General features: G+C 61.4%; 14 protein-coding genes. 3 read left to right on the top strand and 11 right to left on the bottom strand.

What is annotated here, in order from left to right:
* The first annotated feature begins 84 nt into the window (after positions 1-84).
* A complete protein-coding gene (locus tag ACTJK9_RS01545; protein ID WP_414881642.1) occupies positions 85-1,059 on the top strand; it encodes a LysR family transcriptional regulator in 975 nt (324 codons plus the stop codon).
* Positions 1,060-1,170: 111 nt separating this feature from the next.
* On the opposite strand, the gene ACTJK9_RS01540 is transcribed toward ACTJK9_RS01545, so the two are convergent.
* Together ACTJK9_RS01540 and ACTJK9_RS01535 are read right to left on the bottom strand one after the other, a co-directional pair.
* Positions 1,171-1,989 (bottom strand): alpha/beta fold hydrolase, encoded by an 819-nt coding sequence (locus ACTJK9_RS01540; RefSeq protein WP_440811852.1) that lies wholly within the window; start codon positions 1,987-1,989, stop codon positions 1,171-1,173.
* A gap of 345 nt (positions 1,990-2,334) precedes the next feature.
* Positions 2,335-4,509: a TonB-dependent siderophore receptor gene (locus tag ACTJK9_RS01535; protein ID WP_440811552.1), complete on the bottom strand. Its 2,175-nt coding sequence runs from the start codon at positions 4,507-4,509 to the stop codon at positions 2,335-2,337.
* 326 nt (positions 4,510-4,835) lie between these two features.
* Between ACTJK9_RS01535 and ACTJK9_RS01530 the strand changes: the two genes are divergently transcribed.
* Positions 4,836-5,354 carry a hypothetical protein gene (locus ACTJK9_RS01530; RefSeq protein WP_440811549.1) on the top strand — a complete coding sequence of 173 codons (519 nt, stop codon included), beginning with the start codon at positions 4,836-4,838 and terminating at the stop codon, positions 5,352-5,354.
* A gap of 123 nt (positions 5,355-5,477) precedes the next feature.
* Here ACTJK9_RS01530 and ACTJK9_RS01525 read toward each other — a convergent pair whose 3' ends face one another.
* From ACTJK9_RS01525 to ACTJK9_RS01500, 6 genes are all read right to left on the bottom strand, one after another.
* Positions 5,478-5,897: an organic hydroperoxide resistance protein gene (locus tag ACTJK9_RS01525; protein ID WP_221399556.1), complete on the bottom strand. Its 420-nt coding sequence runs from the start codon at positions 5,895-5,897 to the stop codon at positions 5,478-5,480.
* 219 nt (positions 5,898-6,116) lie between these two features.
* Positions 6,117-6,278 (bottom strand): hypothetical protein, encoded by a 162-nt coding sequence (locus ACTJK9_RS01520; protein ID WP_166742318.1) that lies wholly within the window; start codon positions 6,276-6,278, stop codon positions 6,117-6,119.
* 157 nt (positions 6,279-6,435) lie between these two features.
* Positions 6,436-7,788, bottom strand: coding sequence for a c-type cytochrome (locus tag ACTJK9_RS01515; RefSeq protein WP_440811546.1), 1,353 nt, complete (start codon positions 7,786-7,788; stop codon positions 6,436-6,438).
* A 17-nt stretch (positions 7,789-7,805) separates the two neighbouring features.
* Positions 7,806-10,055 (bottom strand): molybdopterin cofactor-binding domain-containing protein, encoded by a 2,250-nt coding sequence (locus ACTJK9_RS01510; RefSeq protein ID WP_440811543.1) that lies wholly within the window; start codon positions 10,053-10,055, stop codon positions 7,806-7,808.
* A complete protein-coding gene (locus ACTJK9_RS01505) occupies positions 10,055-10,510 on the bottom strand; it encodes a (2Fe-2S)-binding protein (RefSeq protein WP_027613020.1) in 456 nt (151 codons plus the stop codon). The genes ACTJK9_RS01510 and ACTJK9_RS01505 overlap by 1 nt, the downstream gene beginning before the upstream one ends.
* Before the next feature lie 77 nt (positions 10,511-10,587).
* Positions 10,588-11,520 (bottom strand): AraC family transcriptional regulator N-terminal domain-containing protein, encoded by a 933-nt coding sequence (locus tag ACTJK9_RS01500; protein ID WP_440811539.1) that lies wholly within the window; start codon positions 11,518-11,520, stop codon positions 10,588-10,590.
* A gap of 227 nt (positions 11,521-11,747) precedes the next feature.
* On the opposite strand from ACTJK9_RS01500, the gene ACTJK9_RS01495 reads away from it, so the two are divergent.
* Entirely contained in the window at positions 11,748-12,956 is a 1,209-nt protein-coding gene (locus ACTJK9_RS01495; protein ID WP_440811536.1) for an MFS transporter, read from the top strand.
* A gap of 188 nt (positions 12,957-13,144) precedes the next feature.
* Here the strand turns inward: ACTJK9_RS01495 and ACTJK9_RS01490 are convergent, their stop codons facing one another.
* The 3 genes from ACTJK9_RS01490 to ACTJK9_RS01480 all read right to left on the bottom strand — a co-directional run bounded on the left by ACTJK9_RS01490 (position 13,145) and on the right by ACTJK9_RS01480 (position 15,951).
* Positions 13,145-14,143: an NADP-dependent oxidoreductase gene (locus tag ACTJK9_RS01490; RefSeq protein ID WP_085611774.1), complete on the bottom strand. Its 999-nt coding sequence runs from the start codon at positions 14,141-14,143 to the stop codon at positions 13,145-13,147.
* Positions 14,144-14,210: 67 nt separating this feature from the next.
* Positions 14,211-15,080 (bottom strand): alpha/beta fold hydrolase, encoded by an 870-nt coding sequence (locus tag ACTJK9_RS01485; protein ID WP_440811533.1) that lies wholly within the window; start codon positions 15,078-15,080, stop codon positions 14,211-14,213.
* Between the two features lie 82 nt (positions 15,081-15,162).
* Entirely contained in the window at positions 15,163-15,951 is a 789-nt protein-coding gene (locus ACTJK9_RS01480) for an SDR family NAD(P)-dependent oxidoreductase (protein WP_440811531.1), read from the bottom strand.
* Positions 15,952-15,975: the final 24 nt, after the last annotated feature.

Here is a 15,975-nt window from a genome sequence, read left to right as displayed (position 1 = left end):
TACCACAGACGTCCGGCAGCCGCGCCCTTAACCTTTAACAGCTCTCCGTCGATCTCAATGGCCGCGTGCCGGGTGGTGAACTTCATGAACAGAAATGAACTCCGTCGTGTCGACATCAATCTGCTGGTGGTCTTCGAGACGCTGATGCATGAGCGCAACGTCAGCCGGGTCGGCGAGAAGCTGTTTCTCGGTCAACCAACCATCAGTGCCGCGCTGGGGCGTTTGCGTGTGCTTTTTGACGATCCGTTGTTCGTTCGTGCGGGGAGGGTGATGGAGCCGACAAGGCGGGCCGAGGAAATTTTCGCCAACCTGACGCCGGCGCTGGATGGCGTTGTCGCGGCGTTGAGCCGTTGTCAGCCCTTCGACCCAGCTACCAGCGAGGTGACCTTTCAGGTCGGCCTGTCCGACGATGTCGAATACGCGTTGCTCCCGCGACTGCTGCGCCAGCTTCGTAGCGAGGCGCCGAATATTGCCTTGGTGGTGCTGCGCGTCGATCAGCAGCAGATGTCGCAGCGGCTGTTCAATGGCGAGATTTCTCTGGGCATCAGCCCTACGCTCGATCTGCCGGCCAACGCCCGACGCAAGAGTCTACGGTCGATCCGGCCAATGCTCCTGCGCTCGGATACCCGCCCGGGCCTGCTGGCGCTCGATGAGTTCTGCGAGCGACCGCACGCCATCGTGTCATCCATGGGCAAAGCCAAAGACGACACCGACCACGCGCTGGACCTGCTCGGACGTCGGCGCAAAGTGGTGCTGGCAGTGCCGCAGTTCAGTGCCTTGCCAAGGTTGTTGGCGCAGAGCGACATGCTGGTCATCGTTCCGGATTACGTGGCCAGGGCCATGGCCTCGGTGAATGGCATCAGGGCCGAGCCGGCCCCTCTGTTGCTGCCATCGCGGGAGCTTTCCATGGTCTGGCGTGCCGCTGCGCACAACGATTGCGCTCAGCGTTGGCTGCGTTCGCGCTGCCAGGCGTTTTTCGGTACGCCGATTGAGTTGCAGGTAGTGCCCAAGCTGCGCCCGGCGTTGCCCGTCGATCAGGCGTTGATGATGGCCCGGTAGATAACTGCAACGGCTGTGTGATTCGCCCAATAAAAAAAGCTCCGACTCGATCGGAGCTTTTCTTTTCAGGGGGCTGTACGTGGCTTGTCGTGAGGGCGCGGCCCTGGAACCTCATGCATTGATAAACGCCAGAAGGTCCGCGTTGATGGTGTCGCCGTGGGTGGTGCACATGCCATGGGGCTGGCCGGGGTAGGTTTTCAGCGTGCCGTGCTTGAGCAATTTGATTGAGAGGTGAGCCGAATTGGTGATCGGCACGATCTGGTCATCTTCACCGTGCAGCACCAGGGTCGGCACATCGATGTTTTTCAGGTCATCGGTGAAGTCGGTTTCGGAGAACGCGCTGATGCAGTCGTATTGCGCCTTGATCCCGCCGTTCATGCCCTGACGCCACCAGTTTTCGACGATCGCCTCAGACACTTTCGCACCTGGGCGATTGAAGCCGTAGAACGGTCCACTCGGGAAGTCACGATAAAACTGGCTGCGATTCTGCGCGAGTGCTTTGCGCAAACCGTCAAACACCTCCATCGGCAGGCCGCCGGGATTTTTTGCGGTGCGCAGCATGATGGGCGGCACGGCGCCGATCAGCACGGCCTTGGCCACCCGGCCGCGACCATGCCGCGCCACGTAGCGCGCCACTTCACCGCCGCCGGTGGAGTGGCCGATGTGCACGGCGTTGCGGATGTTCAGGTGCGCCATCAACTCGGCAACGTCGGCGGCGTAGGTGTCCATTGCGTTGCCCATGGCCGTTTGCGAGGAGCGACCATGGCCACGTCGATCATGGGCGATGACGCGAAAGCCCTTGTTGAGGAAGAACAGCATTTGCGTGTCCCAGTCATCACTCGAAAGGGGCCAGCCGTGGTGGAAAACGATCGGCTGGCCGTGGCCCCAGTCCTTGTAGAAAATCTGCGTGCCATCCCTGACGGTGAGCATTCCCGAGCCACTGCCGTTGCCGGCGCTTTTGCTGACCCCTGACGCGGATGCCGGTGTCTGCTGCGTCGCCAGCGCCGGCAATGCCACTGCCAGGGTTGCGGCCATGGCGCCCGTCGTGATCAAGCCACGACGGGTGGTTCCGTTTTTCTCGTCAGTCATTTTGAACACCCATTGAATTAAAGAAGTTGCACAGGCGGCGCAAGGCTGCCGCCCTGGCCGAAGGCAATCTTTGGGCAAAGGACAACCACTGACCACCAGACATGGGTTTTCGAAATTAACGCTTTGGTATGTAGGGCGTGGCGAGAGGAGTGCTGCGGGGTTGGCGCGTCCCTGCGCCTGGACTACTTAGAAGGTGTACTTGGCCGTCAGCATCATGTTGCGCGGCGTGCCATAGCTGTCGCCGCCGTAGCTGACGGAGTTGGCGATGGTGGAGTAGTACTTGCGGTCGAAGATGTTGTTGGCGTTGAGTTGCAGGTCGAGGTTGTCATTGACCCGGTAGCCGGCCATCAGGTCGGTCACGGCGTAAGCGCCTTGCTTGAGGCGGTAGTTGCCGCCATCGAGCAGTTCGATGTCGTTGTACATGCGGCTCTGCCAGGAGATGTTGCCGCCCACGCGCAGTTTTTCCAGCGGGCCCTGGAAGTTGTAGCGGGTGGTCAGTTTGAACAGGTGTTCCGGGGTGTCGGTGTCGAACTGCTTGTTCACGTTCTGCGGGTTCGCCTCGTCTTTGATGGTGTGCGTACGGGCGTAGGTGTAGCCGCCGCCGATCTGCCAGTTGTCGGTGAGCGCGCCTTGCAGCTCGAGGTCGATACCCTGGCTGCGGATCTCGCCGGAGGCTTCATAGCAGGACGACTGCGGGCAGTTCGGGACGAACACTTGCACCGCGCGGTTTTCCTGATCGACGCGGAACACGGCGAGGCTGGCGTTCAGCGCGCCGCCCAGGTATTCGCCCTTGATGCCGACCTCGTAGTTCTTGCCTACGATCGGCTTGACCGGGTTACCGGAGGTGCCCTTGTTGCTCTGCGGGGTGAAGATGTCGCTGTAGCTGGCGTACACCGAATGATGGTCGTCCAGCTCGTAGATCAGACCGGCATAGCGGGTGACGTTGCGGGTGACTTTGTAGTCGCCGTCGCCATCGCGGTTGTCGTAGTCGTACCAGTCCAGACGCCCGCCGAGGATCAGCTTCAGCGGGTCGGCCAGGCTCAGGCGAGTCGTCAGGTACACGCCGTCCTGAGTGGTGACTTCACGCGTGTTGTTGGTGTGGACGAAGTCCGGTTTGCCGGCGTTGATCGGCCAGTTTGTGTCATAGGGCGAGTAGTTGTGAGTGGTCAGGTCGTAGATGCGTTTGCTGGCGCCGACCACCAGTTCATGGCTGCGCCCGAAGGCTTCGAACGGGCCGCTGAAGAAGGCGTCGAGACCTGCCTGGTTTTCATCGGCCTTGGACTGGTAAACCGTGCGGGCCAGGGTGTCGTTGACCCAGCGCGACTGGTACGAGCCAGAGAACAGCGCGTTCTGCTCGGAATAGTTGGCGTTGACCTGCAGCTTCCAGTCGTTGGCCAGTTGCTGACGGATCTCGGCGAAGACCGTGTTGATCTCCTGATCCTTGTCTTCCCAGGAGGTGCCGGGGTTATACGAGCGCGGCAGATCCAGGTGATGGCCGTCGAGACCGATCATTGATGACCCCCAGAAGTAGTTGGTCCTGTCCTTCTGGTGCGAGAAACCGAGGGTCAAAGTGGTGTCGTCGCTCAGATCGGCTTCGGTGACGGCGTAGAACAGGTTGTGTTGTTCGTCCACGTCATCGATGAAGCTGTTGGCGTCGTGGTAGGACGTGACCACCCGGCCGCGCAGGGTGCCGCTGTCGTTGAGCGGGCTGGAAGCATCGAGCTCGCCGCGATAGTTGTCCCAGGTCCCGGCGGCGCCGGTCAGGGTCACGCGCTGCTCGGCCAATGGCCGTTTGCGCACCAGGTTGATCGCCGCCGAAGGGTTGCCGGCACCGGTGACCAGACCGGTCGCACCCCGAACAACCTCGACCCGATCAAACATCGCCAGATTCGGCTGGGATCCGACGTTCACGCCGTCGTAGCCGCTTGGAATGCCGTCGTACATCAGGTTGTCGATGTTGAAGCCCCGGGCTTTGTAGGCCTGCCGGCCTGGGCCGTTGGAGTAGTCGAGGAACAACCCTGGCGTGGCGTTGACCACGTCATTGATGCTGGTCATCGCCTGATCGTCCATGCGCTGGCGGGTGATGACGGTCACGGCTTGCGGTGTTTCGCGCAGTGTCAACGGCAGTTTGGTGGCGGTGGCCATGGTGCCGGTGGTGTAGGACTCCGAGCCTTCGGTGGTGCTGCCCAGTTGGGTCGATGTGATGGCGGTCGCGCCGAGCTCGAGGGTGGCGGGCGGGGCGGTGTCCTGCGCCTCGCGGGTTTCATCGGCCAGCGCCGGGGCCATGACGGCCATGCAGATGGCCATGGACAGGAGGTTGCGTGACGGGTTGAAACGATGCGGCGAGGTAGGGCGCGACATGAAGGCTTCCTGATTTTTAAATAGCAAACAAAGAGCTGTTGAGAATCATTGCTAATAATTGTGTCAGGGTTTTTTACAGCAACAAAGCGCTTCGTGAAAAAAATGTGAAATTGCGCAGGAGGAGAGGGAGTGGACAAACGTGATCAAGGAACCGCTTAAGCGCGGCACTTGCAGCGCAGGAGCCGGTTACACCGTTGGTCAGCTTGCCATGCAAACCAACAGGTTGGTGTCTACTTTTGTGGCCGGGTCAGCCAAATGACAGGAGACATTCTGAAGTCATTAAGCGCTTTCGAGCTGACCCCGTGACGTTGATTTCAGGATGGATCTTGAATGAGGCGCGCAGCATCGCCCAGGCGATGCGTAACGGAGAACCCGCGCCTTTGAGCTCGTTAAGGAGAACGCAGATGGCAATCAGCCGAGTCACCGAAACAACCGATAAAACCGCACTCGTCAAAGCCGAGGTGTACCGCTGGTACAACCTCTTTTTCCCGTGGTCGCGCGGTGTGGCTTCCCAGTCGGAAGACGCGATCAAGCCTTTGTACGATGCCCTGGCGAATGATTTTCGAGTGGTGCTCACGGACGGTCAGATCATGGACCGGGAAAACTACTGGGAACGCCTTTGGGGTCTGCACGGCCAGCGTGCCGGCAGCCCCGAATCGCACATCATCAATCTCTCGATCACGCCGCTTCCCGGTGATTTCTTCCTGACGGTTTTCGACCTGGTCAAGAACGGGATCACCAAGAAGAAAGTCGACTCGGCGCTCATGCGCCTCGACCCGGATTCGCCATCGGGAATCTCGTGGATTTACGTCCACGAAAGCGAGCACGAGACATCGTTCGCGTAAATCATTCAATGACCGTTCGCTCCTCTGGTTGTTTGAACCGGAGGAACGGCATCGCTCAACTCTGTAAAAAAAAACCGCCCGAAGCCGTGTATCGGGCGGTTTGCAGGATCAAACAGGGCTGATTCAGATCAACCGCAGGGTGACGTCGATGTTGCCGCGAGTGGCTTTTGAGTAAGGGCAGGTCTGATGCGCAGCGTCCACCAGCGCCTGGGCAACCATAGGCTCCAGCCCCGGCAGGCTGACATTCAAGCGCGCCTGAAGAAAGAATGCATCGCCGGCCTTGCCCAGATCGATTTCGGTTTCGACCGCCACATCCGCCGGAAGCCTGATCTTCTGTGCCGCGGCTGCCTTGCCCATGGCGCCGATGAAGCAGGCTGACCAACCGGCGGCCAACAGTTGTTCCGGATTGGTGCCGCTGCCATTTGAACCCGGTGGCGAAAGCTTGATGTCCAGGTTGCCGTCCGAGCTGCGTGAGGCGCCATCGCGCCCGCCAGTGGTGCGGGTCTTGCCGGTGTACAGCACGGTGTCGAGTTGATTGATCATGGAAATACCTGCCTGAGTGATGGGGGATGTCGGACAGCGAAGGTTCCGATGGCCCACACTTTTGCATTGGCGTGTACCCGGGATGTGTCGTGCAGTGGCGCTTTTGTATCGCTCTGTAGCCTTATCGGTGTGGAAGGGGTCACACCTGGCCGTTTTTAACCGGGTGCAGCGCAGGGGGAGCCGAAAGCCCGGACCTTGCCGGGCGGGTGATGGACGTATTCAGCGCGAATCGGCGTTTCGCGTACGTTGCGTTGCAGATGCTTCGCGGCGTCTGCGAAGCCACGTGACGACAGCATGTACCGGGTGGAGGACGGCGACGAGAACGCCAAGCAGCATGATGGTGAAGATGATGATCAGCGGGATGCTTTCATGCGAGAACATGGTGGGTAACTCCTGTAGTCACTATGTCGGAACCCGCAGACTAGACGCTTGGAGCGATGTTTTAGATGAATGTATGTTCATTCGACGAGGTGTGGAATGTGCTACGGCGCAAGGGCGTTTCCACACGCAAGTCGATGGCTCCCGTCGGGTTTTCCTCTTAACGCATCTGCAGGATGATCGGACTGCTGCTGGCCGGATCGGTGTGCTCACGCAGCTTGCCAACCGTGTTTGCATCAACAGCACTGCCCTGATTGCCCCAGGTGCTGCGCATGAAGGTCAGCACCTCGGCGATCTGCTGATCCGACAGCTGCTCACGGAAGGCTGGCATGCGATAGGCATCCGGCACGCCGGCCGTCACCACTCGTTGCGATCCATTCAGAGTGATGTTGATTGCCGAGGCACTTTCCTTGGCCAATGCCGAGGTGGCGCCTGCCAGTGGCGGCATCCATTGCGATTGACCCTTGCCGTCCAGACCGTGGCACGATGCACAGCGCGTCACGTAGGTCTGTGCACCGGGCGATTCCAGACGTTGCGCTGCCGAAACCGCTTGATACTGCCAAGGCGCGCCATCCCGTTCGCGATCCCCGGGTAGCGACTTCAGGTAGTGGGCAATCGCGGTCAGATCGTCATCGCTCATGAACTGCGTGGAGTTGTTGAACGCCTCGGTCATCGAGCCGTAGACCACCGCGTGCTGGTTGCGACCGGTCTTGAGGAACTGCACGATCTCTTGCTCGCTCCAGCGGCCGAGCCCGGTGTTGTGATCATCACGCAGGCTCGGGGCGTACCAGCCATCGAGCAGGGCACCGGCCAGGTATGGCTTGCCGGACTCGTCAAGTGCCTTCTCGTTGAACGCCAGGCCGCGCGGCGTGTGGCAACTGCCACAGTGTCCGGCACCCTGCACGAGATAAGCGCCGCGGTTCCATCGTTCATCCTGCGACGGTTTGGTCACATAAGGTTCGGCGTCGACAAATACACCGTTCCACAGCGCAATTGGCCAACGCAGGTTCAGCGGAAATGGAATCGCACTGGGGATGTTCGCCTGTTTGACCGGCGCCACCCCTTTCATGAAGAACGCATACAGCGCTCGCACGTCGTCATCACTGAGCTTGGCGTAGGACGGGTAGGGCATGGCCGGGTATAAACGGCGACTGTCGGGCGCCACGCCGTGGCGAACGGCACGATCAAAGTCCGCCAGACTGTAGTGGCCGATGCCGGTTTCCGAGTCCGGGGTGATGTTGGTCGCATGGATCGCGCCCAGCGGCGTGGCCATTTCCAGGCCGCCGGCGAATGGCGCGCCACCCGGCACGCTGTGACAGGCCACGCAATCGCTGAGCCTGGCGACGTATTCGCCCCGAGCTACCAACGCCGGGTCGATATCGGCCACGGCGATTTGATGGTTCTCCAGGCGCGAGACAGGCTCGCGGGTGACATACCAGGCCAGCAGGCCTGCCGCGACCAGGCACGGCACCGCCAGCCAGCCAGCGGTTCTTGCGAATCGGCTGTTATTCATGGACGCTCCGGCGCTGATCAACTGAAGGTGTGTCGGCTCATGGGCAGGCTGCGCACCCGCTGACCGGTCAGCGCTGCCACCGCGTTAGCGACAGCGGGCGCGACCGCAGGCAACGGCGGTTCACCGATGCCACCCATTTTTTCTCCGCTCTCGACCACACGCACATGAACCCGTGCCATCCGCGCAGGCGGCAGGATCGGATACAAGTCGTAGTTGCGCGCCCGGGGTTTGCCATCGATCCACACGGCTTCTTCCACCAGTGTTTGCGACAGGCCCAGCGCCACGGCGCCATTGACCTGAGCCTCGACAATCGCCGGGTTGACGATGCTGCCCGGGTCAATCGCCTGCCAGATGTCATGCACCTTGACCTGGCCGTTCTCGATGGACACCTCGGCGATCACCGCCGTCTCCGTACCGAACGGCGAAGCCATTGCCACCCCGCGCGCACGTCGGCTGCCATCCTCGGCGGTAAACGGCCCACGTTTCCAGCCACCTGACAGTTCACCCACGGATTGCAGCAGTGTGGTCAGCCGTTGGTTGCCGCGCAGCAAATGCAGGCGCAGGTCGAACGGGTCCTTGCCACCCTTGTCGGCCAGTTCATCGAGGAACGATTCATAGAAGAAGTCGTTGAGGGAATTGCCCACCGAACGCCAATAGCCGAGCATCGCCGGGCCTTTGACGTAGATCTGCGCGATGCGCTTGTTGGGGATCGCATAGGACTTGCCCGACAAGCCTTCAAGTGCCGTCGGATCGAGCTTTTCACCCTGCTTGCCGGCGAGGGCTTCGGTCGGGCCTTCGGTGGCACTGATCGCTTCGATTGCCAGCGGCCAGCCGTCGTTGTCCAGCGCGGCACGGAAATTCACCGCGGCAACCGGGCGAAGCACGTCACGCAGGAACTCTTCCTCACGACTCCAGATCAGTTTGACCGGGCGACCAACCGCTTTGGACAGCGCGATGGCCTGAGGGTAGGGGCTGGCCGAGTCGTAGAGGAAATGCCGACCGAAGAACCCGCCCAGCAGCGGCGAATGCAAAGTGATGCGCGACGGATCCAGCCCGGTGCGTTTGGCGATGTCGGCGCGGAACATGTCCGGCGCCTGATTCGGCAACCAGACTTCCAGCGAACCGTCCGGATTGAACCGGGCCAGCGCGGAAGGCGGCTCCAGTTGGCCGTGGTTCAGGTATTGGTTGTGGTAAGTGGCGTCGATCCGGGTCTTGGACTCCTTGAGAATCGAAGCCACATCGCCCTCATGTTCATCGTCTCTGGCGGGGCTTTTATCTTCAGCGAGGCGCTTGAACCAGGCATCGCTGGAAAAGTCGGCGGGCATCGGCCGCACTTGGCTGTCGGCCGTCGGCTCTTGCCAGTCGACCTGGATCGCCTCGACGGCACGTTTGGCGTGCCACCAGCGCTCGGCGACCACCGCCACGGCACCCGGCAGACGATGCACGGAATGCACGCCTTTCATCGCCTTGACCTGGTCTTCATTGCGCAGGTTGCCCACGGTCATCCCCAGGCGCGGGGCATGTTGAACGGCGGCATGCAGCATGTCGTCGACCTTCAGATCGATGCTGTACAGCGCCTTGCCCGTGGACTTGTCGTAGGCATCGAGGCGCTTCACCGGTTTGCCGATCCAGCGGAACTGATTCGGATCGCGCAGCTTCACAGAGGCCGGATCGGGAACCGGCAAATCCATTGCGCGCTCGGCCAGTTCACCGTAGGCCAGCGAGCGGCCCGATTTGGCGTGCACCACTTTGCCAGGCTCGGTGCTCAACTCGCTCACCGGCACGCCAAGTTGCTGCGCGCCCGCCTGCAACAGCATGGCGCGGGCAAGGGCACCGAGGCGGCGCATGACCGGGTAACTCATGCGCACCGACATACTGCCACCGGTGATGCGCATGCCGTTTTCCATCACCACATAGGCTTCGCCAGGCGGAGCGGCTTCGACCAGAAAGGTTGCCGGGTCGGCATCCAGCTCTTCACCGACAATCTGCGCCATCGCAGTGAACGTGCCTTGTCCGCCTTCCATGAACGGGCAGAGCAGGCGCACCCGATTGTCCGGGCGGATCTCGAGGAACGCCGGGACCTGTGTGCCGCGCTCGGCCGTCGCAGAAGCTGCAGCTTGTACGCGCGTTGTACCCAGTGGCAGACCGAAGCCGAGCACCAGTGCGCCGACGGCGGTACCGGTCAGGAAACGTCTGCGCGACACATTGATCGGTTCATGCAGATCCAGTACTGAAGCGTGCTGTGAAGGGTCGATACGAACGTTCATCACGCGTCCCCCTTGCCGGCAAGCTCATGCACGGCGGCATGAATGGCGTTGTAAGTACCGCAGCGGCACAGATTGACCATCGCCGCCTCGATCTGCGCATCACTCGGTTTGGGGTTCTGCTTGAGCAGCGCGGTGGCGGCCATCACCTGCCCGGACTGGCAGTAGCCGCACTGGGCAACCTGCAGATCGACCCAGGTCGAGACCACCCGCTTGCCCACGTCATCGGCCTCGATGGCCTCAATGGTGGTGACCTCGCGGCCGACCACACCGGCCACCGGCGTGACGCAGGAACGCACCACATTGCCGTCCACCAGCACCGAGCAGGCGCCGCATTGCGCCAGTCCGCAGCCGTACTTGGTGCCGGTCATGCCCAGATCATCGCGGATCACCCACAGCAAGGGCGTATCGGCGTCGGCATCGACCTGATAGGTCTTCTGGTTGATTCGTAGTTCCATGATTCACCCGCTGATCATCGGTTGACGTGCATTGTTATAAGCAGTGACACGCAGCGAGGCGCATCACCGGTTTTCGTTCAATTCGCGACTGTGCCGAGCGCTTCTGCCTCGTAGGGCTGTCCGCGTAAAAGGGCCATGTCGCGGCTCGGTGCGGTACCGAACAGGCGGCCATATTCGCGGCTGAACTGCGAAGGGCTTTCATAGCCGACCGCAAACGCCGCCCGCGACACGTCCAGGCGCTCGACCAACATCAGCCGCCGGGCTTCGTTGAGCCGCAGCCATTTCTGGTACTGCAGCGGACTCATGCCGGTGAGCTGGCGGAAATGATGGTGAAAGGTCGGCGTGCTCATCTGCACCCGCGCGGCCAGATCGTCGATGCGCAGGGCATCGGTGTAGTTGACCTTGAGCCAGTCAATCGCCTTGGCGATGCGATAACCCTGACCGTCGACGGCAGTGATCTGCCGCAGCCGTGGGCCTTGGTCGGTATGGAGCAGCCGATAGTGGATTTCTCGCAGGATCAGCGGCGCCAGGACCGGGATCGCCTCGGGTTCATCGAGCAATGCCAGCAGGCGATCGAGCGCGTCCTCCAAAACTGACGACAGGCTGCCAATCGCAGCGCCCGTACCCGTTGATGGCTGGCGCTTGGCCGGCAAGCCGCTCTTGGTGATGACCTCGGCAAGCATGCTGACATCCAGCTTCAGCACGAAGCCGACACAGGGCCGCTCGGGACTGGCGAGCATTACTTCGGAGTTCGCGGGCAGATCCAGCGACGTGACCAGAAACCGCGACGGGTCATAGCTGTAGCCCTCACCACCGACCCACAAGCGCTTTTCGCCGCGACCCACGAGAATCAGGCTGGGTTCGATCATGCACACAACGGGGGGCGCCGGCTGGTCGCGACGAAACAGCGACAGCCCGGGTATCGACGTGGCGAAGTCACCCGGTGCGTTCACACGTGGGTCGATGTGCCGTGCCAAAGGTGATTCCAGGGGTAGAGGGGTAGGGATCATGTGGGCTCACTCCTTTGACTGAACTCTAATGCGCGCGCGAGACGTTTCCTATCCGTCACCCTGCATCCCCAGAGGATCAGGCAAGCATTCAAGAGGAATGCACTAGGGAAGCACCGGGTTGACCGGGAGAATGTGTCTATCTGTTACAGGGGCAGTGCCCGGACGGGCGACAAACTGCTTGCCCCTGCGCATCACCCCCTACGTTTTTCGCATCACAGGTAGTTTCCATGACGTTTCCTTCTACAGATCCTTCTAAAAGAACAGGCGGCTGGAGCGCCGTGCTGGCGATGTCGCTGGCCGCATTCGCTCTGGTCGCTTCCGAGTTCATGCCCGTCAGCCTGCTGACGCCGATTGCGGCAGACCTGCACATCACCGAAGGCCAGGCCGGGCAGGGGATTTCCGTGTCCGGTGCCTTTGCCTTGATCACCAGTTTGTTGATCGCCTCGGTCGCCGCTCGCATCGAACGCAAGCAGCTTCTGCTGGGCCTGACCTTGCTGATGATCGTCTCCGGAACGGTCGTCGCGCTCGCCCCGGGCTACCCGTCATTCATGTTTGGACGTGCGCTGATCGGGATTGCGATCGGTGGTTTCTGGTCGTTGTCGGCGGCGACTGCCATGCGCCTGGTGAAGCCTGAACAGGTTTCCCGCGCGCTGGCCATCGTCAATGGCGGCAACGCTTTGGCCACGGTCATCGCCGCTCCGGCGGGGAGCTTTCTGGGCTCGTTGATCGGCTGGCGCGGCGCATTCTTCTGTGTGGTTCCGGTCGCGGTGCTTGCCGCCGTGTGGCTACTGATCAGCCTTCCGTCTTTCAAAGCCGAGCGCCAGGCCGGTAGCGGCAACGTTCTGCGGCTGATGAAGCAATTGCCAGTGGCCTTGGGCATGGTCGCCGTCAGCGTCTTTTTCATGGGCCAGTTCATGCTGTTCACCTACCTGCGACCATTTCTTGAGGGCGTGACGGGCGTCAGTGTCTCAACCTTGTCGTTCATGCTGCTGGGGCTGGGACTGGCCGGTTTTATCGGCACCTTTCTGATCGAACGGTTTATGGGGCGCGGCCTCTACCGCACGCTGACCGCCATTCCGCTGATCATGGCGGTGATCGCGCTGGCGTTGGTCAGCTTCGGCAAATCGCCGGTGCTGACCGCTGTGTTGCTCGGACTCTGGGGGCTGGTCGCCACGGCCGCGCCGGTCGGCTGGTGGACATGGCTGGCGCAGACGCTCCCGGATGATGCTGAAGCGGGAGGCGGCTTGCTGGTAGCCATCGTCCAACTGGCGATCGCCGGCGGCGCAATCATTGGCGGTCTGGCCTTTGATTTGAGCGGCTACAAAGCCACCTTCGAGCTTAGCGCCGCTGTCCTGGTCGCCGCTTCCGTGCTGGCCTGGCTGGCCGGACGCAATGCCACGCAAATTCATCTTGTCGAGTCGAGCGCGACAGCCTGACGAGATCACCTGCAACCTTCCTCATGGCTCAAGCATCAAACTGCGCCAAACGATAACGGGCGCTTGAACCTGCACATCATCCGGTTGAAGCACTTGCTGCTCCTCTGGCGAAATCACTTCGGCTGAGGGCCGCTCCAGCAGTAAAGGCTGTGCAGTGTCTACGTTCGATTCAGAAACAGGCGGCGTGGTCATTTGAGCGCAACAACGACCTTGCCCTTGGCGCGTCCCTGCTCAACGTACTTCAATGCTTCAGCCGTTGATTCAAAGGGGAAGGAGCGATCAACCACAGGTTTGATGATTCCGCCCTCAACGAGCGCGGTGATGCGTTGCAGTTGAGCGCCATTGGCTCGCATGAACACAAACGCATAGCTGACGTCCTGCTTGCGCGCTTTGCGACGAATGCCAAGGCTCAGCAGGCGCATGACTTGCTGCAATGGCCAGGACAACCCTTGCTCCCGCGCGAACTGCACAGTGGGTGGGCCCGAGATGGAAATGAGTTGGCCGCCGGGCTTGAGGACCTTGAGTGACTTCTCCAGCACGTCGGCGCCGAGGCTGTTCAGCACCACGTCATAGTCATGCAGCACATTTTCGAAGTCCTGCTGTGTGTAGTCGATCACCAGATCGGCCCCCAGCGCCTTGACCCATTCGACATTGGCGGTGCTGGTGGTTGTGGCGACAAACGCACCGAGGTGTTTGGCAAGCTGAATGGCAATGGTGCCGACGCCGCCTGAGCCTGCGTGAATCAGCACTTTCTGGCCCTTTTGCAGCCGGGCGGTTTCAACCAGTACTTGCCAGGCGGTCAGTGCAACCAAGGGCAGGGACGCGGCTTGTGCCATGTCGGTATTGGCAGGTTTCAGGGCCACGGCGTTTTCGTTCACGGCGATCAATTGGGCGAACGTCCCGATCCGCGCTTCGGGCGGGCGAGCATATACCGCGTCTCCCGGTTTGAAGCGTGTCACCTTCGAACCGACTTCAACCACGACCCCCGCCAGGTCATTGCCCAGGATCAACGGAAAGGCGTAGGGCAGGATCAGCTTGAACTCGCCTTTGCTGATCTTCGAATCCAGCACGTTGACACTGCTCGCATGGACCTCGATCAAGACGTCGTGGGCACCGACTGCGGGGGCGGGCGCTTCGCTAATGCGTCCGGGGTTCTTGCCATAGCCATCAATCAGAAATGCTTTCATCGTGGTGCGGCTCTTGCTGGTTGTACGGAGGGTAGTCGGTGGGTTGCGGTGTTGCTGCGTGACGTGATCAAGCATCGAGAAACGCCTGCGCCTTGGCCACAAAGTCGGCGTGATGCTGGAAAATCCCGCCGTGCCCGGCATCCTCATAAATCACCAACTGTGCGTCGGGGATAAGCCTGGCCAGTTCAAACGAGTTAACGCTGGGCACCATGATGTCGTTGTCGCCGTTGACGACCAGCGTCGGCGTGCGCAAGCGTCCAAGCGCTTGCCGCGGTTGTTTGCCCCACGCCGTGATAGCTTTCAATTGTCGCCGGAAGGCGCGTGGCGTCGGGCCCTTGTCGCGATTGTTCTTGCGTGCCTTGAGGCGCCTTAAATACTGCGAGGCAGACCGTCGCCCATTGGCCGACGAGGTGAAGAAAAGGTAGAACTTGGGATCGCGCAGGGTCAGCAAGCCTTTGAGGATCAATGGCCATGACACTGTGCCGACCTTATCGATGCCGGTGCCGCCCGCCGGTCCAGTACCGGTCAGAATCAACCGGCGTACCAAGTCAGGCGCCTTGAGGGCAATGTCCTGAGCGACGAAACCCCCGAGGGAAAATCCGAGCACATCCACGGTTTTCAGCCCCAGCGCCCTGATCAGCTGGATGGCATCGTCGGCCATTTCACCCACCGTCAGTGGCGCGGTCCCACCCGAGTTGCCGATGCCGCGATAGTCTGTGGTGATGACGCGTCTGGTTTGCGCCAGGCCATCGATGATCGCGGGGTCGAAGTTGTCCAGCACCGCGCCCCAATGGTTGAACAGTACAAGCGGCACGCCGGTTGCGGGCCCGGTGTCGCGGTAGGCGAAGGGAATGCCGTTGACCGTGATCGACTGGTTCGCTGCGTCGATGAATGACGTCGGCGAACCCGGGCGGGAATTTGTCTGTATTGAACTCATTGTCACTCCGGCAAGCCGGCAGCATTCGATGCAATGCCATGTGCCTGCATCGAATCTGCCGCGAATGCTCGCTAGCAAAAAATCACTGTGGCGTCTGGTAGCGTTGGGCGACCGCAGACTGGCGGATTTGCCCCAGCAGGCCCTGGCGTGCGCCCTGCAGGTCATCCCAGCGCTCGGCTTCGTGCAGCGGCGGGATGGTCACAGGTTCGCGACGATCGAAGCCGACCAGTGCGGCATCCACCAGATCACCCACTTCCATGATTTCGCTCAGGGTGTTGATGTCGACGCCGGAGCGATCCCAGATTTCCGTGCGAGTGGCGGCGGGCAGCACGGCTTGCACATAGACACCCTGCGGCGACAGTTCCAGGCTCAGTCCCTGGGACAGGAACAGCACGAAGGCCTTGGTTGCACCGTAGACGCTCATGCCGAACTCCGGCGCCAGGCCTACCACCGAACCGATGTTGATGATTGCGCCGTCGCCGGCCTTGGCCAGGCGTGGGGCGATGGCGCTGGCGAGCCGCACCAGCGCCGTGGTGTTGAGGGCAACCAGTTGCGCAACGCTGTCGGTGCTTTGGTCGACAAAGTGGCCGGACAGCGCAGCGCCGGCGTTGTTGACGAGAATGCCGATACGGGCGTCGTCGCGCAGGCGGCTTTCAACGGTGGTCAGATCGCCGAGTTGGGTCAGGTCTGCCGGGATGACATCGACGGCGACGTCGTGCTCGCTGCGCAAGCGCGCTGCCAGTGTGTCCAGGCGAGCCTGATCACGGGCGACCAGTACCAGATCGTGACCGCGTTGCGCGAAGCGTTCGGCATAGACGGCGCCAATGCCGGTGGAGGCGCCGGTGATGAGAACAGTAGGGCGAGTGCTCATGGGGTATCTCTCTTTCAGAAGGTC

It is taken from the genome of Pseudomonas sp. 22082 (genome assembly GCF_052046055.1).
Classification (GTDB): domain Bacteria; phylum Pseudomonadota; class Gammaproteobacteria; order Pseudomonadales; family Pseudomonadaceae; genus Aquipseudomonas; species Aquipseudomonas pharyngis.
The sequence above is the reverse complement of the archived record's forward strand: the minus strand, read 5'-3'. Positions and strand labels throughout refer to the sequence as shown.

Bases quoted from the DNA above. Each gene is read 5' to 3' on its own strand.
- ACTJK9_RS01545 (WP_414881642.1), top strand. From the start codon at position 85: ATGAACAGAAATGAACTCCGTCGTGTCGACATCAATCTGCTGGTGGTC.
- ACTJK9_RS01540 (WP_440811852.1), bottom strand. From the start codon at position 1,989: ATGCTCACCGTCAGGGATGGCACGCAGATTTTCTACAAGGACTGGGGC.
- ACTJK9_RS01535 (WP_440811552.1), bottom strand. From the start codon at position 4,509: ATGTCGCGCCCTACCTCGCCGCATCGTTTCAACCCGTCACGCAACCTC.
- ACTJK9_RS01525 (WP_221399556.1), bottom strand. From the start codon at position 5,897: ATGATCAATCAACTCGACACCGTGCTGTACACCGGCAAGACCCGCACC.
- ACTJK9_RS01520 (WP_166742318.1), bottom strand. From the start codon at position 6,278: ATGTTCTCGCATGAAAGCATCCCGCTGATCATCATCTTCACCATCATG.
- ACTJK9_RS01515 (WP_440811546.1), bottom strand. From the start codon at position 7,788: ATGAATAACAGCCGATTCGCAAGAACCGCTGGCTGGCTGGCGGTGCCG.
- ACTJK9_RS01510 (WP_440811543.1), bottom strand. From the start codon at position 10,055: ATGAACGTTCGTATCGACCCTTCACAGCACGCTTCAGTACTGGATCTG.
- ACTJK9_RS01505 (WP_027613020.1), bottom strand. From the start codon at position 10,510: ATGGAACTACGAATCAACCAGAAGACCTATCAGGTCGATGCCGACGCC.
- ACTJK9_RS01500 (WP_440811539.1), bottom strand. From the start codon at position 11,520: ATGATCCCTACCCCTCTACCCCTGGAATCACCTTTGGCACGGCACATC.
- ACTJK9_RS01495 (WP_440811536.1), top strand. From the start codon at position 11,748: ATGACGTTTCCTTCTACAGATCCTTCTAAAAGAACAGGCGGCTGGAGC.
- ACTJK9_RS01490 (WP_085611774.1), bottom strand. From the start codon at position 14,143: ATGAAAGCATTTCTGATTGATGGCTATGGCAAGAACCCCGGACGCATT.
- ACTJK9_RS01485 (WP_440811533.1), bottom strand. From the start codon at position 15,080: ATGAGTTCAATACAGACAAATTCCCGCCCGGGTTCGCCGACGTCATTC.
- ACTJK9_RS01480 (WP_440811531.1), bottom strand. From the start codon at position 15,951: ATGAGCACTCGCCCTACTGTTCTCATCACCGGCGCCTCCACCGGCATT.